The sequence below is a fragment of the Streptomyces sp. NPDC090127 genome, assembly GCF_044746945.1.
In the GTDB taxonomy this organism is placed as follows: Bacteria; Actinomycetota; Actinomycetes; order Streptomycetales; family Streptomycetaceae; genus Streptomyces.
Genome location: NZ_JBIVDE010000012.1, coordinates 1 through 22,607 on the forward strand (window position 1 = coordinate 1; position 22,607 = coordinate 22,607).

At 72.2% G+C, this 22,607-nt stretch carries 21 protein-coding genes; 11 read left to right on the forward strand and 10 right to left on the reverse strand.

Annotated features, from left to right (window positions below; all coding sequences use genetic code 11):
* The 4 genes from ACIPPS_RS31565 to ACIPPS_RS31580 all read left to right on the forward strand — a co-directional run.
* Positions 1-2,172, forward strand: a 2,172-nt coding sequence (locus ACIPPS_RS31565) for a thioester reductase domain-containing protein (protein WP_401439277.1), incomplete at its 5' end; no start/stop codon positions are given.
* Positions 2,173-2,219: 47 nt separating this feature from the next.
* A complete protein-coding gene (locus ACIPPS_RS31570; protein ID WP_401439280.1) occupies positions 2,220-2,615 on the forward strand; it encodes a DUF4440 domain-containing protein in 396 nt (131 codons plus the stop codon).
* Positions 2,616-2,712: 97 nt separating this feature from the next.
* Positions 2,713-3,249 carry a flavin reductase family protein gene (locus ACIPPS_RS31575; protein ID WP_401439283.1) on the forward strand — a complete coding sequence of 179 codons (537 nt, stop codon included), beginning with the start codon at positions 2,713-2,715 and terminating at the stop codon, positions 3,247-3,249.
* Between the two features lie 343 nt (positions 3,250-3,592).
* On the forward strand, positions 3,593-4,357 hold the full coding sequence (locus ACIPPS_RS31580; RefSeq protein ID WP_401439286.1) for an SDR family NAD(P)-dependent oxidoreductase: 765 nt from the start codon (positions 3,593-3,595) through the stop codon (positions 4,355-4,357).
* A 144-nt stretch (positions 4,358-4,501) separates the two neighbouring features.
* Here ACIPPS_RS31580 and ACIPPS_RS31585 read toward each other — a convergent pair whose 3' ends face one another.
* The gene (locus ACIPPS_RS31585) at positions 4,502-5,419 is read right to left on the reverse strand and encodes a ScbA/BarX family gamma-butyrolactone biosynthesis protein (protein ID WP_401439289.1); all 918 of its coding nucleotides are present in this window, start codon (positions 5,417-5,419) and stop codon (positions 4,502-4,504) included.
* A 105-nt stretch (positions 5,420-5,524) separates the two neighbouring features.
* Here ACIPPS_RS31585 and ACIPPS_RS31590 point away from each other — a divergent pair, with 105 nt between their 5' ends.
* The 4 genes from ACIPPS_RS31590 to ACIPPS_RS31605 all read left to right on the forward strand — a co-directional run bounded on the left by ACIPPS_RS31590 (position 5,525) and on the right by ACIPPS_RS31605 (position 9,886).
* Complete coding sequence (locus ACIPPS_RS31590; protein ID WP_401439291.1) at positions 5,525-6,232, forward strand: ScbR family autoregulator-binding transcription factor; 708 nt, start codon at positions 5,525-5,527, stop codon at positions 6,230-6,232.
* Positions 6,233-6,782: 550 nt separating this feature from the next.
* Positions 6,783-7,628: a BTAD domain-containing putative transcriptional regulator gene (locus ACIPPS_RS31595; RefSeq protein WP_401439293.1), complete on the forward strand. Its 846-nt coding sequence runs from the start codon at positions 6,783-6,785 to the stop codon at positions 7,626-7,628.
* Between the two features lie 298 nt (positions 7,629-7,926).
* Positions 7,927-9,171 (forward strand): globin domain-containing protein, encoded by a 1,245-nt coding sequence (locus ACIPPS_RS31600; RefSeq protein ID WP_401439295.1) that lies wholly within the window; start codon positions 7,927-7,929, stop codon positions 9,169-9,171.
* 76 nt (positions 9,172-9,247) lie between these two features.
* Positions 9,248-9,886: a pyridoxamine 5'-phosphate oxidase family protein gene (locus ACIPPS_RS31605; RefSeq protein WP_401439298.1), complete on the forward strand. Its 639-nt coding sequence runs from the start codon at positions 9,248-9,250 to the stop codon at positions 9,884-9,886.
* Here the strand turns inward: ACIPPS_RS31605 and ACIPPS_RS31610 are convergent.
* The 8 genes from ACIPPS_RS31610 to sigK form a co-directional block, all read right to left on the reverse strand.
* A complete protein-coding gene (locus tag ACIPPS_RS31610) occupies positions 9,820-10,578 on the reverse strand; it encodes an alpha/beta fold hydrolase (protein ID WP_401439301.1) in 759 nt (252 codons plus the stop codon). The genes ACIPPS_RS31605 and ACIPPS_RS31610 overlap by 67 nt on opposite strands.
* Complete coding sequence (locus ACIPPS_RS31615; protein ID WP_401439303.1) at positions 10,578-11,402, reverse strand: DUF1295 domain-containing protein; 825 nt, start codon at positions 11,400-11,402, stop codon at positions 10,578-10,580. The genes ACIPPS_RS31610 and ACIPPS_RS31615 overlap by 1 nt, the downstream gene beginning before the upstream one ends.
* Entirely contained in the window at positions 11,399-12,685 is a 1,287-nt protein-coding gene (locus tag ACIPPS_RS31620) for a class I SAM-dependent methyltransferase (RefSeq protein WP_401439306.1), read from the reverse strand. Before ACIPPS_RS31620 ends, ACIPPS_RS31615 begins: the two co-directional genes overlap by 4 nt.
* Entirely contained in the window at positions 12,682-14,079 is a 1,398-nt protein-coding gene (locus ACIPPS_RS31625; protein ID WP_401439309.1) for a class I SAM-dependent methyltransferase, read from the reverse strand. Before ACIPPS_RS31625 ends, ACIPPS_RS31620 begins: the two co-directional genes overlap by 4 nt.
* Positions 14,076-14,825, reverse strand: a complete 750-nt coding sequence (locus ACIPPS_RS31630) for a DUF1365 domain-containing protein (protein WP_401439447.1) — start codon at positions 14,823-14,825, stop codon at positions 14,076-14,078. Before ACIPPS_RS31630 ends, ACIPPS_RS31625 begins: the two co-directional genes overlap by 4 nt.
* A 146-nt stretch (positions 14,826-14,971) precedes the next feature.
* Positions 14,972-16,231 carry an NAD(P)/FAD-dependent oxidoreductase gene (locus ACIPPS_RS31635; RefSeq protein ID WP_401439311.1) on the reverse strand — a complete coding sequence of 420 codons (1,260 nt, stop codon included), beginning with the start codon at positions 16,229-16,231 and terminating at the stop codon, positions 14,972-14,974.
* Between the two features lie 236 nt (positions 16,232-16,467).
* Positions 16,468-17,217 carry an anti-sigma factor gene (locus ACIPPS_RS31640; protein WP_401439314.1) on the reverse strand — a complete coding sequence of 250 codons (750 nt, stop codon included), beginning with the start codon at positions 17,215-17,217 and terminating at the stop codon, positions 16,468-16,470.
* A complete protein-coding gene (sigK, locus tag ACIPPS_RS31645) occupies positions 17,214-17,807 on the reverse strand; it encodes an ECF RNA polymerase sigma factor SigK (RefSeq protein ID WP_401439318.1) in 594 nt (197 codons plus the stop codon). Before sigK ends, ACIPPS_RS31640 begins: the two co-directional genes overlap by 4 nt.
* A gap of 380 nt (positions 17,808-18,187) precedes the next feature.
* On the opposite strand from sigK, the gene ACIPPS_RS31650 reads away from it, so the two are divergent.
* The 3 genes from ACIPPS_RS31650 (at position 18,188) to ACIPPS_RS31660 (ending at position 21,467) form a co-directional block, all read left to right on the forward strand.
* Positions 18,188-18,427: a chaplin gene (locus tag ACIPPS_RS31650; RefSeq protein WP_401439321.1), complete on the forward strand. Its 240-nt coding sequence runs from the start codon at positions 18,188-18,190 to the stop codon at positions 18,425-18,427.
* 673 nt (positions 18,428-19,100) lie between these two features.
* Complete coding sequence (locus ACIPPS_RS31655) at positions 19,101-20,684, forward strand: molybdopterin-dependent oxidoreductase (RefSeq protein ID WP_401439324.1); 1,584 nt, start codon at positions 19,101-19,103, stop codon at positions 20,682-20,684.
* A 132-nt stretch (positions 20,685-20,816) separates the two neighbouring features.
* Positions 20,817-21,467 (forward strand): fasciclin domain-containing protein, encoded by a 651-nt coding sequence (locus ACIPPS_RS31660; protein WP_401439327.1) that lies wholly within the window; start codon positions 20,817-20,819, stop codon positions 21,465-21,467.
* Between the two features lie 79 nt (positions 21,468-21,546).
* Here ACIPPS_RS31660 and ACIPPS_RS31665 read toward each other — a convergent pair whose 3' ends face one another.
* A complete protein-coding gene (locus ACIPPS_RS31665; protein ID WP_401439330.1) occupies positions 21,547-22,416 on the reverse strand; it encodes a DUF4394 domain-containing protein in 870 nt (289 codons plus the stop codon).
* Positions 22,417-22,607: the final 191 nt, after the last annotated feature.

Below are 22,607 nucleotides of genomic sequence, written 5' to 3' on the forward strand. Positions count from 1 at the left end.
ACCATCACCGCCCTCGACACCACCGACCGAACCGCCCTCACCACCACCCTCAACACCATCCCCACCGACCACCCCCTCACCACCGTCATCCACGCGGCGGGCGTCCTGGACGACGGGCTCGTCTCCTCGCTCACGCCCGAGCGGCTGGCAGCGGTCCTGCGGCCCAAGGTGGACGCGGCCTGGTACCTGCACGAGCTGACCCGGACCATCCCCACCGTCTCCGCGTTCGTCCTGTTCTCCTCCCTCGCCGGAGTCATCGGCGGTCCCGGCCAGTCCAACTACGCGGCGGCCAACGTCTTCCTCGACGCCCTCGCCGAGCACCGCGCCGCCCAGGGCCTGCCCGCGACCTCCGTCGCCTGGGGCCTGTGGGCGCAGGCCACCGGCATGACGGGGCAGCTGGGGGAGGCGGATCTCCAGCGCATGGCCAAGGCCGGTTTCCGGCCCGTCGAGTCCGACCAGGGGCCCGCCCTGCTCGACACCGTGATGCGGCTGGGCCGGGCCACGACGGTGGCGACGCCCCTGGACATCGCCGCCCTGCGTGCCCAGCCGGGCAGGCCGCCCGCGGTGCTCGGTGCCCTGGTGCGTACTCCGTACCGCCGCAAGGCCCGCAACACGAATACCGGTACGGGTTCGGCCTCGGCCGCCGAGTACGTGGCGGGCCTGCCGGCCGACGAACAGCTTCCGTTCGTCCGCGAACGGCTGTTGGCGGAGATGGCGGAGGTGCTCGGCCATCCCGACACCAGCCGTATCGATGCCGACCAGCCGTTCGGCTCCCTCGGATTCGACTCGCTGACCTCGGTGGAACTGCGTAATCAGCTGAGCGAGTTCACCGGGAGCAGGCTCCCGGCGACCCTGGTCTTCGACCACCCGGATCCGGTCTCCCTGGCGGCGTATCTCCACGCGGAGCTACTGGCGCAGCTGACCCCCGGGACGGGGCAGGACGAGCCGGCGACACCCGAGACGCGGAAGGTGGACTTCTCGGCGGAGGTCCGTCTCGACGAGAGCATCCGGCCCTCGGAAGGGTTCAGCCCCGCAGCCGCCGCCCGCACGTCCGAGGATCCTCGGCACGTCCTGTTGACGGGCGCGAGCGGTTTCCTGGGGGCCTTCCTCCTGCGTGACCTGCTGCGTACGACGCGGGCCACGGTCCACTGCCTCGTCCGCGGCGCCGACGGGGCGGAGGCGTGGCAGCGGCTGCGCGACAGCCTCGCCTGGTACCGGGTGTGGGACGAGATGGAGGGCGAGTCCGAGCGGATCAAGGTCCACGTCGGTGACCTGTCGTTGCCGCGTCTCGGCCTCGCCGAGGAGGTGTTCGACGACCTGGCGCGTACCGTCGACGTCGTCTACCACAACGGCGCGACCGTCCACTGGCTGCGACCGTACGCGGACCTGAAGCCGGCCAACGTTGGGGGGACGCAGGAGGTGCTGCGGCTCGCGGCGCTCCACCGCACGGTGCCGGTCCACTATGTGTCGACGGTCGGCGTCTTCGCCGGCGGCGCGGCGCACGGTGGGGCGGCGAAGGTCACCGACCCGACGGGCCCCGGTGAGGCGCTGCCCAGTGGGTACACGCAGAGCAAGTGGGTGGCCGAGCAGGTCATCGGCCTGGCGAGGGACCGGGGTCTGCCCGTGTCCGTCTACCGCGTCGACGTCGTGTCCGGGGACCAGCGCAACGGTGCCTGCCAGACGCGGGACTTCGTCTGGCTGAGCCTCAAGGGGCTGCTCCAGGCCGGGGCTGTTCCCGACGTGGACGGCGGGCGGTTCCACATGCTGCCGGTGGACTACGTCAGTGCGGCCGTCGTCGCGCTGTCCCGGCGCACCGGGTCGGCCGGCCGTACCTTCCACCTCTACAACAGGAGTTCGCTGAGTCTGCGTACGTGCGCGACGTATCTGCGCTCTCTCGGGTACGAGTTGGCGGAGAGCGATCACGCGTCGTGGAGCGCGGCGGTGCGGGCGGACCGGGAGAACGTGATGACGCCGCTGCTCCACGCCTTCGACATCATGGTCTCGGACACGGACGCCTTCTATCCGCCGTTCGACACGAGTGAGACGGACGCGGCGCTCGAGGGAACCGGCATCGAGTGCCCGGAGCTGACGGAGGAACTCTTCAGGAAGTACGTCGCGTTCTTCGTCGAGGTCGGCCACTTCGCGCCCGCGCCCCAGTTGGTCGAGGCGTGACCGTGGGGAGGGGCACAGGCCTGAGTACGAGCGAGGCGCGACGCCTGATGTCCCGTATGGAGGGCGAGGTCGCGCGCGCCATGGCCGAGGGCGACGCGGCCGCCCTGGCAGCGGGCTTCGCGCCCGACGCCCTGCTCTTCGTCGATCGGCACAGCGGGCCGATCGTGGGACGGGAGGCCATCGCCGCCCATCTCGGCGCTCTCCTCGACGAGGTACGGGCCGCGGGCGGCGCGCTCACGTGGCGGGCGCTCGGGGAGCCGCGGGTGGCCGTCCACCACGACCTCATCCTCGACTCCGGGGTCGCGGTCACGACGGTGACGCTGCCCGACGGCTCGGTGCACGAGGAGCGCACGAACGAGCTCGTGGTGTGGCAACTCATCGGGAACGAATGGCTGATCGTCCGGCAGATGAGCAACAGAGCGGACCGGGAGCCCGCTCACTGACCAGAAATTCTCCCTGGGGCACCTGATTACCTCGTGGTGAGCGGCCGCGGGTGCCCTCCCCTTATGTTCGTCTCATGAATCTCCGGAAGGGTTCGGCATGAGCTCTGTGTCCACCGAGGAAACGACCGACCGAATCCCCCTGGGTGAGCCGTCGTCGCTGCGCGAGACGATGTCGCGCTTCGCCACCGGTGTGATCGTCCTGAGCGCCGGCGGCGACCACATCCACGGCATGACGGCCAACGCGTTCAGCTCGGTGTCCCTGGATCCGCCGACGGTCCTGTGCTGTGTGTCGCACAGCGCCGTGATGCACAAGGCGATCCTGGCCGAGCGCCGCTTCGGCGTCTCCGTGCTCGGCGCCGAACAGGAGAAGCTGGCGCGCTACTTCGCCGACAAGAAGCGGCCGCTGGGTCCCGAGCAGTTCGAAGGGGTCGACTGGGAGCCGGGCCGGTACACCCGGGCTCCCCTGTTGCGGGGTGCGCTGGGCTGGCTGGAGTGCGAGCTCACCGAGGTGCACGACTCGGGCGACCATTCCATATTCCTCGGGAATGTGGTCGCCGCCGGAATCGGTTCGGACACGTCCGGTCTGCTCTTCTTCAACGGGGCGTTCCGGCACGTACGTGGTGTATCCGAATAGTGGGAGCAGGGGATGTGGTCGCGCTGTGCGCAAGGGAATCGGCGAGGATGCGCAACGACGATCCGAGGACGGGGTCTGGCCGCAGTTCATCGGCCACAGCTTCGTGGCGGCCCTGAACGAAGGGCTGAGCAGATCGTCCACGCCGCTCGCGCAGTCGACGGCAGGTGGTGGCAGCCCACCGCGCCTCACGCCCGCGCCGGACGGCCGGCCGGCCCGACCCGCCCTGGTTCGACGGGCTGAGCCGGCCACCCGCCCGCCGCTCCCAACAGGCCGTTTCTGCACGGGAGATGACCGAGGGAGACCGGTCACCGGTCAGCCGTACGTGCGTTCTAGACTGCGACCCATGAACAGTGGTCTCCTCCCCGGCAAGGTCGTCCTCGTCACAGGTGCGAGCAGCGGCATCGGCGCGGCAGCAGCGAAGGTGTTCACCCAGGAGGGGGCGACGGTCGTGCTGGCCGCCCGCCGGGAGGAGCGACTGGCGGAGCTGGTCGACACCCTGCGGGACAAGGGGGCCGAGGCCTCCTACGTCGTGACCGACGTGACGGACGCCCAGAGCGTCTCCCGGGCGGTGGAGTTCGCGGTCTCCACGTACGGTCGTCTGGACTCGGCCTTCAACAACGCGGGCATCGGCGGCGACCGCACGCCGCTGCACCTGATGTCGGACGACGTGTACGACACGATCATGGACGCGAATGTCCGCGGGCTGTGGAACTGCCTCCGCCACGAGATCGCCGCGATGCTCGAGAACGGCGGCGGAAGCATCGTGAACAACAGCAGTGTGGGCGGCCTGGTGGCGATCCCCACCGCCGCTCCCTACATCGCCTCCAAGCACGCGGTCGTGGGCTTCACCCGGGCCGCCGCGGACGAGTACGCCCAGCAGGGCATCAGGGTGAACGCGGTGGCTCCCGGTACGACGCGCAGCGAGATCACCGCCGACTGGTTCGGCCGCAACCCCGGCCTCGAGGATCTGGTCAACTCGCTGACCCCGCAGGGCCGGACCGCGGACCCGGAGGAGATCGCGGCCGCGGCGGCGTGGCTGCTGAGCGACCGCTGCCCGTTCCTCACGGGCACGGTGCTGCCGGTGGACGGCGGATTCGTCAACCAGTGACACGCGGGATGCGCACCCCCGGGGTGCGCATCCGGCGTGGTCGCCGTGGGTCGCGCGTCCTGCACGGTCCCTGGGGCGGGCGCGCCCTGCGTGCCTGCCTGGAGTGCGCGGGGCGTCCTCGTGCGAGCGCCCGCCGTCTCCGCTCTAACGGGTGGTGACACCGCTCAGGTCGACCCTGAAGACCCTCCGACCCCCTTGTATCCCGTTGACCCGGACGGTGAGGCGGCCCGAGGCGGGGAAGGGGATCAGTTCGGTCTCGAGCCAGCAGGGCTCGTCGAACTCGACGTACCGCTCGTAGGTGGTGGCGAGATCGACGGGCACGAAGTGCGCGGGTGCGGCCGCGGCATGGGCGGCCTGGTGGGCTGCCTCGATCAGGACGAGGCCGGGGACGTGGTCGACCGCGTGGTCGAAGAGCAGTCTGTTGCCGATGTCGTTGCGCAGCTGCCAGCGACCGGGCCGGTCACCGACCGCGAGGAGGACGTCCGCCGGGTCGGTGCGCCCGACCGTGTGCGGCTCGACGGGCGCCGGCACGGGCCAGCTGCCCCAGTCCACGGTGTGGTGCTCGCCGCGCAGCCGGCGGTAGGCGGCCGGGGAGACCCAGCCGAACTCGCAGTCGGCCCGGGCGACGGTGGCGCCCTCGCGGAGAATGTGGATGTCCATGCGCAGCGCACTGATGACGCGGCCGCTCCGCCGGGTCTCGGTGGTGCGGATCTCGATGTCCAAGTCGGTCGGCTCGGCGGGCGAGACCCGGAAATCCGGGTGGACGGTGTAGTTGAAGTCGTAGAGCAGAGTCTGATGAGAAAGCGGAATGCTGTATTCGGCGTGGGTTATCAAGAGCCCGCTCTGCCGGACGGTCTGAGCGAGAACGCGCGGATCGCAGGGGCCTTCGACCGCCGTCGCCGGCCATTGGGCGGTCAGTGTGAAGAAGGCGTCGTCACAACGGTCCCACCCGGTGATCACGACAGACGACTCGTCGTGAAGGTGGACGAATTCCTTTGGCACCCCCCGTGTGCCTCGCTGCGCATGTGCGTACGTGGTTGCCTCAGGCACGGTTTCCCCCATGGACGTGGCGACAACGGGACAGCTGATCGTCCGCAACTCCTGTTAAGATACCGGCTCTCCGGTCTTTTTCAAGAGATGACAAAATTACTTGACGCGGGTGATGAATTGGCCAGACAGGAACCGAAGCAGGAGCGGGCGATCCGGACGCGCAGGAGCTTCCTGGAGGCCGCCGCGCACGTCTTCAACGAACACGGGTACGACGCCGCGTCCATCGCCGCCATCGTGGAGCGGGCCAACCTGACGCGCGGCGCCCTGTACTTCCACTTCACGTCGAAGGAGGAGCTGGCGCGCGGAGTGCTCGCCGAGGCGGTCACCGCCGACGGCGTCCTGCCGCAGACCTTCAAGCTCCAGGAGTGGGTGGACCTGGGTCTCGTACTCGCCTACCGGCTGCCCAGGGAGCCGCTGCTCAGCGCCTCGGTGCGGCTGTCCGTCGACCCCAAGGCGCGCGGCCTGTTCGGCACCCGCTGGCCGGACTGGATCGAACTCGGCACCTCCATCCTGAGCGAGGCCAAGGAGCGGGGCGAGATGCTGGCCCATGTCGATCCCGGGACGACGGCGCGGCTGGCCGTCGGCGCGTGGACCGGCGTCCAGCTGCTGACGGAATCGGTGCCCGACGGGCTCGACCTGTCGAAGGAGATCGCGAACCTCTTCGACCATCTGCTGCCGAGCATCGCGGTACCGGGCGTCCTGGGCAGACTGGACACCTCTCCCGACCGGGCGGAGCGGCTGCTGAAGCAGGCGAGGGAACAGGCGGGCGAGCAGGCGGGCGAGCAGGCCTGCGAGCCGCTGAAGGAGCCGGTGGAGTCCCGCTGAAACGGGGTCGCGCGCAGGGTCGGCCGCCCGCCCCTGCCCGCTCCCGCTGCTCCCGCGTCGACGAAAACTGGACTGCCGGTATGTTTATGCCCGCCCGTCAGGGCGGGGCCGGCGGGCGATCCGGCGTGGAAATCATCTGCCTGACCTGCGAAATTGGCGATCCATTCGCCATCCGTGGCGCGACCGGGAGAAGCCGGGGCTCCCCCAAAAACCCCTATACAAAGAACCGGATGAATGGTTTCTTTGTATCGAGATACTTGTTCGGTGCCGGGATCGTACGGAGTACGTCCCCGGTCGCCGCTCGTCCGCGCATACAAGGGGGAGCCATGGAATCCGACTCCGGTCAGCAACCTCAGGTCTCGACCGAGGTGACCCGGCCTCCGTCCCGGTGCGCCCCTACCGGAACGTGAGCCTCGCGGGGTCAGCCGTCACGTCGCACGACGCAGCAACCCACTGGCAGTTGGACACCTCCCGGCGGCCCGGGCATGCCGGGGACGGGGATGTCCTCCGATCGAGTCGCGCGCGGACGCGCGGAACAGGAGTGTGTGCAGTGCAGTTCAACCTCATCGGTCCCTTCGGGATCATCACCGATGACGGCAGGGAATACGCACCGAATGCACCGAAGATCTGCCAGATGCTGGCACTGCTGGCGCTCCAGCCCGGCGAGGCGGCCGCCACGGACTCGCTCATCCTGGAGCTGTGGGGCGGAAACCCTCCGCGCAGCGCCCTGCGCACCCTGCAGACCCACGTCTACCACGCGCGCAAGATGCTGGTGGACGCGAACGCCGTCGCCCCGGGCCGCAACCTCCTGGTCACCAAGGCACCGGGGTACGCGATCCAGCTGCGCGAGGACGAGGTCGACGTCAGCGTCTTCGAACGCCATATCCGGGAAGCCCAGGCCGACTTCAGCGAGGGCGCCTTCGAGAGCGCCTCGGTGAAGCTGCAGCGGGCGCTCGCCCTCTGGCGCGGACCGGTGCTCAGCAACGTACCGGTCGGCTGTGTGCTCGCCGGCCGCATCGCGCGCGTGGAGGAGCTCCGCATACGCGCCCTGGAGCTGCGCGTCGAGACCGAGAGCCGTCTCGGCAGACAGCGCGAACTCCTCCCGGACCTGCGGACCCTGGTCAACGAATACCCGCTCCACGAGTGGTTCCACGGCCAGCTCATCGTCACGCTCCACCGGGCGGGCCGCCGGGGCGAAGCCCTCCAGGCCTACCGGAACCTCCATCGCATCCTCCACGACGAACTGGGCCTGGAGCCCTCGGAGGACCTGCAGCGCCTCCAGTCCGAGATCCTCCACGCGCCCGCCGAGGAGGACCCCCTCCCCCTGCGCCGCCGTGACGACAGAATGACGCGCTCCGCCCTCGCCCCCCTCTGGGCCACCGCCGTCGCCAGCTGACGAGCCGGGGCCGAGGCCCCCTCGCGGGGGCGGGCGAGGGCGGAAGCAGGGGCCGGCCGGCTGGGTCCGGAGCCAGGCCTAGGTCCGTTGGCTACTTCTGAGTCACCTCGGTGATCGGGTAGCGTCCGGAGCTGCCGAATCCGCTTCCGTGCTCCCGCCCCGCCCGAGGACCCATGCCTGCCAGTCACGTCACCACCCGTAGCGCCCGTCGGGGCCGCCGCGTCGACACCCCTGCGGCTGCCCTTCGCCCCCTCCCGGACCGGCCGTCTCGAATACCGGGCAGCGGAGCTCTGGTCCCTTGAGATTCCGCATAAGACGCGCGGGCGGCGCGCCCGAGACCCCACAGCCGGAAGAGCAGACCCCCGCCGCGCCCGCCGGGTACACCGTCGAGCCGGAGACCGTCGAAGCGCCGTTGTCGGACCACGAGACAGCGCTCATCCGCGCCTCCGTCGCGGTCGTCGAGCCCCTCGCCGCGGACATGACGGTCTATTTCTACGCGATCCTCTTCGCCCGCTACCCCGAGGTGCGGTCGATGTTCCCGCCGGGGCTGGACGCCCAACGCGACCGCCTGCTGCGCGCGCTGCTGCGCATCGTCGACCTGGTCGACGATCCGGAGAAGCTCGTCCGCTTCTGCGGACACCTCGGGCGTGACCACCGTAAGTTCGGAACTCTCCCGGCACACTTCCCCGCCGTCGGCGAATGCCTCCTCGCCTCACTGGCCCGCTACGCCGGCCCCGCCTGGACCCAGGAGATCGCCGCCGCGTGGACCAAGGCGTACGGAGCGGTCGCCGACGTCATGATCAGCGCCGCGGAGGAGGACGCGACCGTACGGCCCGCGCTCTGGCCCGCCACCATCGTGCACCTCGCCCACCGCGGGCCCGGCATCGCCGAGGTCACCGTGCAGCCCCACATGCCCTACGCGTACGCCGCCGGTCAGTACGCCAGCATCGTCACGCCCTGGCACCCCCGGCAGTGGCGCTACTACTCGCCCGCCAACGCGCCCCGCGAGGACGGCACCCTCACCTTCCACGTACGGGCGGTCCCCGGTGGCACGGTCAGCCAGGCGCTGGTGCACCGGGCCGCGGTGGGCGATGTCGTCCAACTGGGCGCCCCGATGGGCGACATGGTGCTGGACGCGGCCGTCCACGGCGACCTGCTCTGTGTGGCCGGCGGCACCGGCCTCGCCCCCATCCGCGCGCTGGTCGAAGAGGTCGCGCGCCGCGGCGGCCGGCACCAGGTGAGCCTCTTCCTCGGCGCCCGCACCGGTGCCGAGCTGTACGGGGTGGACGACATGCTGCGTATGGCGCAGCGTCATCACTGGCTGACGGTCAGGGCCGCCGTCTCCGACGAGTACATCCCCGGGATCCGGGGGTCGCTGCCCGAGGTCCTGACCGAGTACGGACCCTGGTACCAGCACGACGTCTTCCTCAGCGGTCCGGCCGCGATGGTCACGTCGGCCAGGGAGACGCTCGCGCTCGGCGGTACGTCGGCGGACCGTATCCACTACGACCCGTTCGACACCCCCGTCCTGGCCACCCCCTGAGGGACCACCGGCCGCTCCACCCCCGTTGTCGTACCTCCCCTCCCCTCCCCTTTCCTCCCTGCCAGGAGAAGACCACGTGACTTCGCGCCCGACGCCCTTCGGATCAGCCGGTGAACACCTCCTGCAGCAGCAGCTGGGCACCTCCGAACGCGCCCACCGGTTCTACGACCAGCAGGTACGTCCCTGCCTCACACCGCAGATGCGGGAGTTCATCGGCCGCCAGTCCATGGTCTTCCTGGCCACCTCCGACTCGCGGGGAGAGTGCGACGCGAGTTTCCGGGCGGGGCCGCCGGGGTTCGTCCACGTGATCGACGAACACACCGTGGCCTACCCGGAGTTCCGGGGCAACGGCGTGCTCGCGAGCACCGGCAACATCACGGAGAACCCGCACCTCGGCATGTTGTTCGTGGACTTCACCCACGACCGTGTCGGCCTGCACGTCAACGGCGTGGCGGTCCTGTACACCGACACCGACCTGCGCGCGCTCCACCCGGGCCTGCCGACCGACGTCGCGCCGGGGCGCGGCCCTGAGCTGTGGGTGCGTCTGAGCGTCGAGGAGGCCTACATCCACTGCTCCAAGTACATCCCCCACCTGACGGAGACCCCCGCCCCCGCCGCCCACGACCCGGCCCGCCCCAAGGACGCGCACTACTTCACCGGCCCCCGGCACGCCGCCCACCCCGGCTCCCCCGCGCCCGACGCCGCCCCGGTCTGAGCGCGCCCCGGAGACTCCGTGGGACAGAGAGCCGACCCGAGGAGCGCCACGGTGGCCTCCGCGGTGAGACGGTGCCACCGGCGCGCGTCGCGGATCATGGTGTGGCCGCCTGCGGGCATGGCGATCCCCGACGTGCGGGCGCCCGCTTGCCGGGCGCGGCCGAGGTACGACCAGGTGTCCGCGGCGGAGGTGACGCGGTCGTCCTCGTCGTGGAGGGCGACGACCGTGCGGCCGTCCAGATGGCCGGTGGGTTCGCCGGGCGGGCACCAGGGGGCGAGCGCGACCACCCCGGTGACCTGGGGGTCCGCCGCGGCGCGGAGCGCGGCCCGGCCGCCGAGGGAGTGGCCGACGAGCACGACGGGGACCGGGCCGGTGAGCGCGCGCAGCTCGTCCAGGGCGCGTCGGGCGTCGGCGACCGGATGGGCGTGGGGCCCGTTCCAGCCGCGGTGGAGGTAGCGGACGCGGGCGACCAGGACGGGCTCGTCCCTGACGGCACGGACGACAGCGGCCTCGAAGGGCCGCATGCGCCGCCCCGGCAGGTTCAGCCGGGGCGGCGGCTCCACGCCGTCCGCGCGGCCGCCGTGCAGGAGCAGGACGGCGGCCCGCGCCCCGTGCGGTGGCCGGCCGCCGGGCACGCGGATCAAGGCCGGGGCGCCGGCCGCCGCGCCCTGCTCGTCCGGCGTCGCCGGCATCACGGCCGCCGCCGCGCGGCGCGGTCACGGCCGGGCGGGAGCGGCAGGAAGCCGCTGGTGCGCGCGGCGTACGCGGCGTAGCCGGGTCGGTCGGCCATGTGCTTCTCCAGGAGGCGTTTTCCGCTGCCGACCGTCAGCAGCAGGGTCATGAGGACCGGGGAGACCAGGACGGCGAGGGCCGACTGCCGGCTGGTGCAGGCGAGCAGGTAGAGGCCCCACCAGACGAGGCTGTCCCCGAAGTAGTTGGGATGCCGGGTCCAGGCCCACAGGCCCCGGTCCATGATCCGCCCCCGGTTGGCCGGATCCGCCTTGAAGCGGGCCAGCTGGTGGTCGCCCACGGCCTCGAAGCCGAGCCCGAGCGCCCAGACCGCGATCCCGCAGAAGGCGAGGACGCCGAGGGGTTCGGCGCTGTGGGCTGCGCTCTGGACGGGCAGGGAGATCAGCCAGACCAGGGCGGCCTGGCCGAGGTAGACCGTGCGCAGGGCGTACCAGGTGCGGTTGCCGGGGGCCTTGTCGAGGAGGGCGGTGTAGCGCGGGTCCTCGCCGTGGCCGCGGGAACGGCGGGCGATGTGCGCGGAGAGCCGCAGGCCCCAGACGACGGTCGCGGCGACGACGAGCAGGCGCCGGCCGTCGTCGCCGTCGCCGGCGGACAGCAGCCAGGTGACGAAGGCGACGGCGCTGAAGGCGATGCCCCAGGCGATGTCGACGATGCGGTGCAGCCCGCGGCGTACGGCGACGGCGAAGGTGACGAGCAGGACCGCCGCCGCGGTGGCCGCGGTGACGGCGAGGTGGAGGGCGAGGGTTCCCCCGTCGGTGCCGTTCATGACGGGCGTCCCGGGGCGTACCAGTCGGCGGGGGTGGCCGGCATGGCCGACCCGCCGTCGCGGGTGGCCCGTACGGCGAGGATCTGGTCGACGCCCATGCGGCGTTCGGCGAAGGCGTTCGAGGCTCCCGCGAGGTACAGGCGCCACACCCGGCCGGTGGTCTCTCCGACGAGCTTCTCGACGTCGCCCCACCGGTCTTCGAGGTTGGCGCGCCAGGCGTCGATGGTCGCCGTGTAGTGCTCGCGGAGGGACTCGGTGGAGCGGACCTCGAGACCGGCGTCCTCCAGCAGGTCCACGGTCCGGCCGATGGGACGCATGTGCATGTCGGGGGCGATGTACGTCTCGATGAAGGCGCCTCCGCCGGGCGCGTGGGCGCCCCGGGACATCTGCTGGATCAGGAGCCGGCCCTCGGGGCGCAGCGCGTCGTGCAGCTTCGCGGCGAAGGCGGGGTACTCGGCGTCGCCGACGTGTTCGCCCATCTCGACCGCGGCCGCCGCGTCGTGGCCCCCGCCGTCGATGTGGCGCCAGTGGCACAGCCGGACGTCGACGAGGTCGGCCACTCCCTCGCGTGCGGCGCGCTCGACGACGACGTCGTGCTGGGCGCGGGACAGGGTGACCGCGGTGACGCGCGCCTTGTGTTCCCTGGCGGCGTGCAGAGTGAGGGAGCCCCAGCCGCAGCCGACGTCGAGCAGCCGGTCTCCTGGGCGCAGCCCGAGTTTGCGGCAGATCAGTTCGAGTTTGTCCTGCTGGGCGTCGGCCAGCGTGTACGCGGGGTCGTCGGGCCGCTGCCAGTAGCCGCAGGAGTACGCCATCGTAGGGTCGAGCAGGAGCCGGTAGAACGCGTTGGACAGGTCGTAGTGATGGCTGATCGCGAGCCGGTCCCGCGAGGCGCTGTGCAGGGGCCCGGTCAGGCGCGCGCGCCCGTGGGGGCGCCGGGGAGGCGGTCCGGCCGCGCCCAGCCGTACGGCGAGGGCGGCGGCCGCGGCCAGGGAGGCCGGCCGGGGCCGTCCCGCCGGCCGGTCGCGGACGGCGCGGCCGGCCCGGGACAGGGCGTGGGCGAGGTCGCCGTCGACGTCGAGGTCGCCGGTGACGTACGCCTCGGCGAGGCCGAGCTCGTTCGGCTGCCACAGCACGCGGCGCAGGGCGTCGGGGGCGCGGAGCACGACGAGGGGGGCGTCCGGCGGGCCGGCCTGGCTGCCGTCCCAGGCGCGGACGCGTACGGGCAGGGGGCCGGGGAGGACGTGGCCGAGGAGTTCGGCGAGACGGTCGGCGGCGGACCTCATCGGCGGGTCCCTTCGGTGAGGAGCAGCTGGCGTACGTCGAGGTAGCGGGAGCGGAATCCGGCCTCCGAGTAGGCGAGGTAGAACTCCCACATGCGCTGGAAGACGGTGTCGAAGCCGAGGCCGGTGACGCTCTGCCCCTGGGCGGTGAACCTCTCCCGCCACAGCCGGAGGGTTTCCGCGTAGTGCTCGCCGTAGCCGTGGTCGGCGACGGTCGTGAGCCCTGCGGCGGTGGCGTGCTCGGCGATGGCCCGGCGAGACGGGATGAGGCCGCCGGGGAAGACGTACTTGCTGATCCAGGTGTGGGTGGCGGCCGTGTGGAGCATCTGACGGTGGCCCATGGTGATGGCCTGGAGGGCGATCCTGCCGCCGGGGGCGAGGGCGCGGCGCAGCGCGGCGAAGTACGAGGTCCAGTACGCGGCGCCCACCGCCTCGATCATCTCGACGCTGATCACGGCGTCGTGGCGGCCTTCGGCGTCGCGGTAGTCGCGCAGCTGGACCTCGACCCGGTCGGCCATTCCGGCCGCCGCGATGCGGTCGCGGGCGAGGGCGGCCTGTTCGGCGGAGAGGGTCAGGGTGGTCACCCGGGCGCCGCGGGCGGCGGCGCGCAGGGCGAGTTCGCCCCAGCCGGTGCCGATCTCCAGCAGCCGTGTGCCGTCACCGACCCGGGCGAGGTCGAGGAGCCGGTCGATCTTGCGGTGCTGGGCGGAGGCCAGGGAGTCGAACCGGGCGGGAAAGGCGGCGAACTCGGCGGAGGAGTAGGTGAGGGTGGGGTCGAGGAACGCCGCGAACAGGTCGTTGGACAGGTCGTAGTGGCGCTGGATGTTGGCGCGGGCTCCGGCGCGGGTGTTGCGGTCGCCGACGGGGCGGGCGGACACCCAGAGGCGGCGGAGTCCGCGCAGCGGGGCGGGGACCAGGTCGTCGACGTGCTCGGCGAGGACGGTCAGCACGCCGGGCAAGTCGTCGCTGTCCCATTCCCCGGCCATGTACGACTCGCCGAATCCGATCAGGCCGTGCCGCCCGATGCGCCGGTGGAACGCGTCGGGGTCGTGGACGGTCAGCGCGGGGCCGGGGGTGGCGGGGGTGGCGGAGGCGGGGGTCCCGACGGCTGGGGTTCCGATGGCGGCGGGGGTTGTCGGACCCGTCAGGTCCAGCCGGGTCAGGGCGCGGCCGACCAGGTGCCTGGCCACGGCGGTGCGGACGGGCCCTCCGGACGGTGGTCGGGCCACGTCGGGCCAGCGGTCGGTGTCGACGTCCGTACGACGGACGGTGGGTGTGGCGGGTGCGGCGGGTGCGGAGGGGCCGGGGACGAGGGCCGGCCGCGGCTGCGGGGGGATCCCGACGGCGCGGCCGGTGGGCCGGACACGGCCCTGGGACGTGGTGGCGGGACGGGTCACGGCAGCATGCCTTCCTGCGGGGTGGATCGGGGGCGGGGGTGTACGGGCAGGCCGCGCAGCAGCAGGTGGATGCCGTGGCGGCGGATGCCGGCCCAGACGGCGGCGGTGGACCAGGGCCTGCGGACGGCGGCGGACAGCAGGGCGGCCACGGTGGCGGGCCTGCGGCGGCCGCGGACGACGGCGGTGAACGCCCGGCCCTCCTCGTTCTGGAGGTGGACGGTCAGGTGCAGGCGTTCGCCGGGCAGCGGCAGCCGCATCCGGTAGCGACCCTCGACCGCGAAGAACGGCGAGACGTAGAACTCCTTGTCCACCTCCGCCTCGCCGGAGTCGTCCGTCCGCAGCAGATAGCAGTGGCGCTGCCCGTAGGTGTTGTGCACCTCGGCCACCACGCACACCGGGGCGCCGGAGGAGTCGTGGCACCAGTACACGCTGAGCGGGTTGAAGACGAACCCGAACACCCGGGCGTTGGCCAGCATCACCACGCGCCCGCCGCCCAGGTCGATGCCGTGGTCGGCGAGGAAGGCGTCGAGGCCGGCACGGATGGATCCGGCGCCGCCGGTGAAGTGGTCGCGGGCGTCGAAGCGGGCCAGCGGACGGACCGGCCGGGGCAGCACCGGCAGCCGGTCGAGGTCCACGAACCACAGGTAGGTGCGGTGTCGGAAGGCGTGGCGCAGCGGCGTACGACGGGCATGGGCGACCACGCACTCGTACAGCGCGGCGGGGGGCGCGGCGGGCGTACCGGACAGGGCGGACGGCGCAGCGGATGTGGTCGGCGTACCGGACGGGGCGGGTGTCACGGGTGCGGTGGTCGGTGTACCGGACGCGGTGGTCGGCGTACCGGACGCCCCGGCTGTAACGGACGCGGTGGAGAGGGCGGTTCGTTCGGCGCGGGTCACCAGCGCACCCCCAGGGACCGGGCGGCATCGGCGCCGGAGCGGCAGCCGTCCTCGTGGAAGCCCCAGCCGTGCCAGGCCCCGGCGTAGGCGGTCACGCCGGTGTTGAGACGGGGCAGCTCCCGCTGCGCCGCGACCGAGGCGGGGGTGTACACCGGGTGCGCGTAGACCATCCGCTCGACCACGCGGTCCGCGGCGATGCCGTCCTCGCCGCCCAGGGTGACGACGTAACCGGCGTCGGCGGGCAGGCGCTGGAGGCGCTGCATGTCGTAGCTGACGCGGACGGGTTCGGCCGAGGGGTCGCAGCCGGTCATGCGGTAGTTCCAGGAGGCGCGGGCGCGCGGTGAGCGGGGCAGGATCCGGGCGTCGGTGTGGAGCACGGTGGGGTTGTGCGCGTACGTGAAGGCTCCCAGGAGCCGTCTCTCGTCGTCGGTGGGGTCCGCGAGCAGGCGCAGCGCCTGGTCGGGGTGCGTGGCGATCACGACGGCCCCGTACGCCTCGGTGGCGCCGTCGGGGGTCGTGATCGACGCGCCGCGGTCGGTGCGCCGTACGGCGGCTACCGGGCTGGAGGTACGGACTCGCTGGATGTTCTTGGCGACGGCGCCGACGTAGGCGGCCGAGCCGCCGGTGACGGTCTTCCACTGCGGGGAGCCCGTGACGGAGAGCAGGCCGTGGTGGTCAAGGAAGGTGAACAGGTAGGCGGCCGGATAGGACAGGGCGGTGCGGGCGGGACAGGACCACACCGCCGAGACCAGAGGGAGGGCGAAGTGGCTGACGAAGTAGGGGGAGAACCCGCCCTCGCGCAGGAAGTCGCCGAACGTGACGCCGGTGTGCGCGCCTCGGGCGAGGAGGCGCCGGGCGCCGCGGTGGAAGGCCGGGACCTCGGCCAGCAGCCGCAGGTAGCGGCCGCGCAGGGCGGCTCGGGAGGCGAAGAGCCCCGTCGGGCCGCGGGCGCCCGCGTACTCCAGACCGCAGCCGTCGCACCGCACCGACATGCTCATCTCGGCGTCCTGCGTGCCGATTCCCAGCTCCCGGAACAGCCGGAGCAGGGTGGGGTAGGTGCGGTCGTTGTGCACGATGAACCCCGAGTCCACGGCGACCGACCGACCGTCGGGGCCGGCCAGTTCACGGGTGTGGGCGTGGCCACCGAGCCGGTCGTCCGCCTCGTAGAGGGTGACCTCGTACGAGGCGGACAGGATGTGGGCGGAGGTCAGCCCCGCCACGCCCGAGCCGACCACGGCCACTTTCCGCTGTTCCACCACGGCACTCCCGCCACTCGACACGCCGTCGGTCGGCGGCGCTTCACCCGTACTTCGCAGCCGATACGCGGGCGGATTGGGCGACGTTCGATTTTCGGGGTGCAGGCCGTGGGGCTCGATGTCCGGCCTGGGTGCCTGGTCCTCGAAGCCTGATGGTCGGGGTGGCCGGGGTGGTCCGGGTAATCGGGGTGGTCGGCGTAGCCAGGTGGTCGAGGTGGTCGGGGCGGTCGGGGTGGTCAGGCGGACAGGGTCATCAGAAGGAGGGGGTCGGTGGTGGGCTGGGGCGACCCTCCGGCGGGCTCGAGGGTGAGTCCGACCGCGCCGGCGTCGGCGGGGCTGCCGGTGAGGGCGACGGTGCCGTCGCCGTCGATGAAGCCGGCGGGACGCATGGCGCCGTCGTGCTCGAGCCACAACTGGTAGGTCTTGCCCGCCGCGGGAGCGGGCAGGTCGCTGGCGGTGAAGACCGCCTTGTTCTGCCGCTGGGAGGTGACGACGGTGGTCAGGGCTCCGTTGGCGGACCGTCCGTGGACGGCGCGGGCGTCCGGCGCGGCCAGGACGGTGCTGACGGCGTCCAGTTGCTGCTGGGCCTGGCCGGCCTGCTGTCGCAGCTCCTGTCCGTTCTGCGTCTGCCACACGGCGACCCCGGCGAGTGCGACAGCGGCGACGCTGGCGGCCAGTGCCAGGGACACGGCTCTGCGGCGGAGCAGGCTGCCGGGCGCGTGGGTGGGGGCCAGGACGGGGATGCGCGGCGGCAGTTGGCGTACGCCTTCGATGGCGGCCAGGACCTGTGCCTTGGCTGCCGCGGGCGGCGGCTGGGAGACGGCGGCCGCGAGCCGTGCCGCGGTCGCCTCGAACTCGGCGGCTTCCTGCCGACAGGCCTCGCAGGCCTGCAAGTGGGCGTCGAAGTCCTGGCGTTCGCCGGGTTCGAGTGCGCCCAGGGCGTAGGCTGCGGCAAGGGTGTGGGCGTCGGATGCGTGGTGTTTCATGTGGTCACCCCCATGCAGTCGCGGAGCCGGATCAGCCCGTCGCGCATGCGTGTCTTGATGGTGGGAAGCGGCGTGCGCAGGGCTTCGGCGACTTCACGGTAGGTCAGCCCCTGGTAGTAGGCCAGGGTCACGGCCTGGTGCTGGAGTTCGGTCAGACCGCGCAGGCAGCGGCGGACCTGCTCGGACTCCAGACGGGTCTCGACCTGCTCGGAGACCTCGTCGAACGCGGTCGTGTGCTCGCGGGCGGCCTGGGCCTGCTCGCGGTCGGCGGCCGCCTGGGCCGAGCGCACCCGGTCCACGGCCCGCCGGTGGGCGATCGTGGCCGCCCAGGTCGTGACGGAGCCGGCGTCGGGGCGGTAGCGGGCGGCCTGCCGCCACAGGTCGATCATGACCTCCTGGGCCACCTCCTCGGACTGGGCCCGGTCGCGTACGACCTTGACGACGATCCCGAAGATCATCGGCGCGAGGGCGTCGTAGAGGGCGGAGAAGGCCTGTTTGTCGCCGTGGGCGACGTGCCGCATGACCTCGGCGAGGTCGTCGCGGCCGGGGTCGTCGGAGCGGCCGGTGCCGAAGGGGATCGGTTGGTTCACCGGCGCCGCCCCGGCCGTGGCGAGAAGGCGGAGAGGCGGCCGGAAACGGCCGTCGGGGGGCGGGGCGTCCATCGCATGCCGATCCTTTGTCGTCGCTGACGGGGGCCGGAACGCCCCTGAGGACGGGGCCGGCCACCGAGACCTGTACGTGTGTCGTCTGTTCTTCGTAGCGGGCGGGCCTGCGGATGGGAGGACACTTCGTCAACCGCGCCGCCTGCCGCTACCCCGTTCGAGGGAAACGGGGGACGGCGGCCAAGCCTGCGGAGAGGCGGCGGCGAAGCCAGCACGTGAGGGAGCTGCGCAGGCGTTCCACGGCGGCTGCCTCACCGGCCGCGCGGGCCCTCCGCGCGGGCGCGGCACTCTCGTAGGAGGTAGTTCACATGATTCACGTGCGACGAGGTCTGGCAGTGGCCCTGACGGCGGGCGCGGTGGTGGTCGGCGGAGCTTCGATGGCCGCCGCCGACACGGGCGCGCAGGGCGTGGCCGCGTACTCGCCGGGCGTGGGCTCGGGCAACCTGATCCAGGTGCCGATCCACGTCCCCGTCAACGCCTGCGGCAACACCGTCAGCGTCATCGGGCTGCTGAACCCGGCCTTCGGCAACACCTGCGTCAACGCCTGATCCGGCGCCGCCGCGAAGGCCCCGGTCCGCCGCCGACAAGACGGGGTGGCGCGGACCGGTGACCCGCCGGCCGGAGGACGGGGACGCGCCTTCGGCGCGACCGCGCCGCGGCCGGTGGGCCGGCTGTGGGTGGCTGTCGGCACAGCCACCCACAGCACCTCGCAGGGACCAACCGGCGCACGGACGGAGCGAGGTACTGACGGGCTGACGGACGCCGGGACGACGCGATGGACGGCCAGGAGACCCTCCAGGCAGGGCACTTGACGACCGGGCCGCTCGCCGAGCAGACCCCTCCCGAGTCAGCACTCGCCGGCAGGCCCTTCGCCGAGCAGACCCCTCCCGAGTCAGCCCACGCGCCAGCAGGCCCTTCGCCGAGCGGACCCCTCCCGAGTCAGCACTCGCCGGCAGGCCCTTCGCCGAGCAGACCCCTGCCAAGTCAGCCCACGCGCCAGCAGGCCCTTCGCCGAGCGGACCCCTGCCAAGTCAGCCCACGCGCCAGCAGGCCACTCGCAGCGCAGGGCGCCCGCCGGGTAGGGCAGTCGCCCGAGGCGCCGGGCAGACCACTCGCCCGTCTTCGCCGCGCAGACCCCTCCCGGCCGGCTCACCCACCGACCGGTTCACTCTTTCGGGTGTCCGACCAATCCGCCGGACGGGTGCCGCCGAATCCGGGGTTGTGAGCAGCTTCCGCAGCACCCTCTCCCGCGCCGCTCTGGGCGCGCTGGCCGGACTCCTGGCCGCCTTCACGGCGCTGGCCGTGGCCGAGCTGGTCGCCGGTCTGGTGCGGCCGGCCGCAGGGCCGGTGACCGTGGTGGGCGGCGCGGTGATCGACCGAACTCCCGCGGGGGTGAAGGACTTCGCGATCCGCACGTTCGGGGAGAACGACAAGACGGTCCTGCAACTCGGGATCCTCGCGATCCTCGCGGTCATCGCCGTCGCCCTGGGCATGCTCAGCCTGCGCTACCGGCGTACCGGCTCGGCGGGAGTCCTGCTGTTCGGGATCGTCGGCTCCGCCGCGGCCCTGAGCCGTCCCGACTCCTCCGGTGTCGGTGACGCGCTCCCCTCGATCGCGGGAGCGGTCGCGGGAGGCGTCGTCCTCTACGTCCTGGCCTCCAGGGCGGCCCCCTCGCCCGCCCCGGCCGACGCCGGCGAGAGCCGCGAGGCCGCGGACTGGAACAGGCGGGGTTTCCTCACCGCGGCGGGCGCGACGGCCGTGGTGGCCGCATCGGCCGGCGTGCTGGGGCGGTTCCTGTCCGGCCGGCAGGGACAGGGGGCGGTGGCGTCCCGCGAAGGTCTCGTCCTGCCCCGGCCGGCCTCCCCGGCGCCCGCTGTCCCGGCAGGAGCCCGGCTGAAGGTGGCCGGCATCAGCCCGTTCATCACACCCAACCGCGACTTCTACCGCGTGGACACCGCCCTGAACGTCCCCAAGGTCGATGCCGGGACCTGGCGGCTGCGCATCCACGGCAAGGGCGTCACCCGCCCTCGTACGTACACCCTCGACCAGCTCCTCGCGCGCCCGCTCATCGCCCGGGACATCACCCTGACCTGTGTCTCGAACGAGGTCGGCGGCCCCTACCTCGGCACCGCACGCTGGCTGGGCGTGCCCCTCGCCGAGCTTCTGCGCGAAGCCGGGATCAAGCCCCCGTCAGAGGGCGGGAAGGCCGATCAGCTGGTGGCCCGCTCGGTCGACGGCATGACCCTCGGATCCCCGGTCGAGGACGTCATGGACGGCCGCGACGCGATGCTCGCGGTGGGGATGAACGGCGAACCCCTGCCCTTCGACCACGGTTTCCCCGTCCGCATGCTCGTCCCCGGCCTGTACGGCTACGTGTCGGCCTGCAAGTGGATCACGGACATCGAACTGACCACCTTCGACACCTACGACCCGTACTGGGTGAAGCGGAAGTGGGCGCGTAGGGCGCCGATCAAGACGCAGTCGCGGATCGACACGCCGAAGCCCTTCGCGCGCCCGGCGGCCGGCACGGTCCCCATCGCGGGCGTCGCCTGGGCCCAGCGCCGCGGTATCACGCGCGTCGAGGTCCGTATCGACGACGGCCCCTGGCAGGACGCCGACCTCGCCCGTCAGGCCACCGTCGACACCTGGCGCCCGTGGTCCTACCTCTGGCGAGCCACTCCGGGCGGACACACCATCACCGTCCGCGCCACGGACGGCACCGGCGAGGTCCAGACGGAACAGCGCACCCGCACGGTCCCGGACGGAGCGAGCGGCTGGCACAGCGTCTTCGTCACGGTCCCCTAGACCACCGACCGAACGGAAAGCAGCCCTACCGCCCCCGAACCACAAAACACATATACACACATACACACATACATGCATACACACCCACACGCACGCACACCCCACACAAACCCCACCTGAGGAGCAACTCCCATGAACAGCATGAAGATTCGCCGCACGACGATCGCCGTGGCCGCAGCGGCGCTGCTGCCCTTCTCGCTGGCCGCGTGCTCGGACTCGGGCGGCGACACCAAGGCGGCGCCCAGCGCGGCTGCGGGAGACGAGGGGAAGACCAGCACCGGCACCCCGTCGGAGGACTCGATGGCGGGCGACAAGCCGTTCGGCCCGGCCTGTGCCGGCGTGCCGGCGGAAGGCGCGGGCTCCTTCGACGGCATGGCCAAGGACCCCGTCGCCACCGCCGCCTCCAACAACCCGGCGCTCTCCACCCTGGTCGCCGCGGTCAAGCAGGCCGGCCTGGTCGACACCCTGAACAACGCGGAGGACATCACGGTCTTCGCGCCCACCAACGACGCCTTCGCGAAGATCCCGAAGGCGGACCTCGACAAGGTCCTCGCCGACAAGGCCACCCTGACCAAGATCCTCACGTACCACGTGGTCGGCCAGAAGCTCACCCCGAAGCAGCTGGAGAACGGCAGCTTCGAGACCCTGGAGAAGGGGATGGTGACCACCAAGGGCTCGGGCGAGTCCTACAAGGTCAACGACACGTCCAACGTGGTCTGCGGCAACGTCAAGACGGCCAACGCCAACGTGTACATCGTCGACACGGTGCTCATGCCGAAGTAGCAACGGCTGGTGGCCCTGCTCCCGTTGAGGGGGGCAGGGCCACCGTCGCGACCGTGAGAGGGCAGGAGCGCCCGGGGCGCTACTTCTGGTTGACGGGCAGGGCCAGGTCGGTGACCTGGTACCTGGCGGGGAAGGCGCCCTTGGCGGTGGCCTTGCCGGTCAGTACGTCGACGGCGTACAGCCGGTAGGCGCCGCCGTCGCGGATGGCGGCGAAGCCGTGGTTCATGCCGGTGGCGGGGTGGTGGTAGACGTCGAAGCCGGCGTCGAGGGCGGCGTCGACGCCGAGGCTGCCGGTGGGGGCGAGGGTCCCGGCGTTGGCGGGGGACTGCGGGGAGACCCGGTCGGCCATCGTGTCGAGGTCGAAGAGGGTCGTCGCGGTGGCGGCGTTGAGGTCGTTGTTGGTGTAGGCGGCGCCGGTGACGCCCAGGGCGGTCGACGGCGGCGTGGTCGGGTTGGTGAGGGTTCCGTCGACGGTGGTGGTCCGCGGGGCGGCGGGGTCGTCGATGTTGTGGCGCAGGTTCTGGCCGGTGTTGGAGATGACACGTAGCCGGTTGGCGGCGGGGTTGAAGTCCACGCCGAACGCGGTCCCGGCCAGCGCCACGGTCAGCTGGGACACCTTGACGGCGCGGGCGTTCTCGGTGCTCAGGGCGTAGACGCCACCCTTGTCGCCGACGCCGTACAGCTTCTCGTCCTGGACGCGGAAGTCGATGCCGACGAGCTTGGTGTCTCCCGACAGACCGGAGACCCTGCCCAGCGACCAGGCCCTGGAAGGCTTACGGACGTCGAACTCGACCAGCCGCTGATCCCCGGTCAGCCCCACGGCGCTCAGGCCCTTGTGGGCGTGGGCGGGCAGCGGCTGCGACGGGGCACCGGACGCGGCCAGCGCGGGCGCGGCGCACAGAGCGGCGAGCACGACAGCGGACACGGCGGTCATGGAACGGTGACGCATGAACCCTCCTCGATCACACGCCTCGGCCAGGCCGGCCAAGGCTCAAGCAGGTTTCGAAGCCCCACCCCCACCGGACGGCCCCCACCCCCCAACACCACCCACCCGGCCCAGCCCCAGCCCCCAACTACTCCAACCGACCCCCTACCGCCCCACCGGACCGCCACCCCCAGCTCAAGCGTCCTTCTTCACCG

Bases quoted from the DNA above. Each gene is read 5' to 3' on its own strand.
- ACIPPS_RS31620 (WP_401439306.1), bottom strand. From the start codon at position 12,685: ATGAGGTCCGCCGCCGACCGTCTCGCCGAACTCCTCGGCCACGTCCTC.
- ACIPPS_RS31580 (WP_401439286.1), top strand. From the start codon at position 3,593: ATGAACAGTGGTCTCCTCCCCGGCAAGGTCGTCCTCGTCACAGGTGCG.
- ACIPPS_RS31575 (WP_401439283.1), top strand. From the start codon at position 2,713: ATGAGCTCTGTGTCCACCGAGGAAACGACCGACCGAATCCCCCTGGGT.
- ACIPPS_RS31585 (WP_401439289.1), bottom strand. From the start codon at position 5,419: ATGGGGGAAACCGTGCCTGAGGCAACCACGTACGCACATGCGCAGCGA.
- ACIPPS_RS31570 (WP_401439280.1), top strand. From the start codon at position 2,220: ATGTCCCGTATGGAGGGCGAGGTCGCGCGCGCCATGGCCGAGGGCGAC.
- ACIPPS_RS31665 (WP_401439330.1), bottom strand. From the start codon at position 22,416: ATGCGTCACCGTTCCATGACCGCCGTGTCCGCTGTCGTGCTCGCCGCT.
- ACIPPS_RS31610 (WP_401439301.1), bottom strand. From the start codon at position 10,578: ATGCCGGCGACGCCGGACGAGCAGGGCGCGGCGGCCGGCGCCCCGGCC.
- ACIPPS_RS31615 (WP_401439303.1), bottom strand. From the start codon at position 11,402: ATGAACGGCACCGACGGGGGAACCCTCGCCCTCCACCTCGCCGTCACC.
- ACIPPS_RS31650 (WP_401439321.1), top strand. From the start codon at position 18,188: ATGATTCACGTGCGACGAGGTCTGGCAGTGGCCCTGACGGCGGGCGCG.
- ACIPPS_RS31660 (WP_401439327.1), top strand. From the start codon at position 20,817: ATGAACAGCATGAAGATTCGCCGCACGACGATCGCCGTGGCCGCAGCG.
- ACIPPS_RS31640 (WP_401439314.1), bottom strand. From the start codon at position 17,217: ATGAAACACCACGCATCCGACGCCCACACCCTTGCCGCAGCCTACGCC.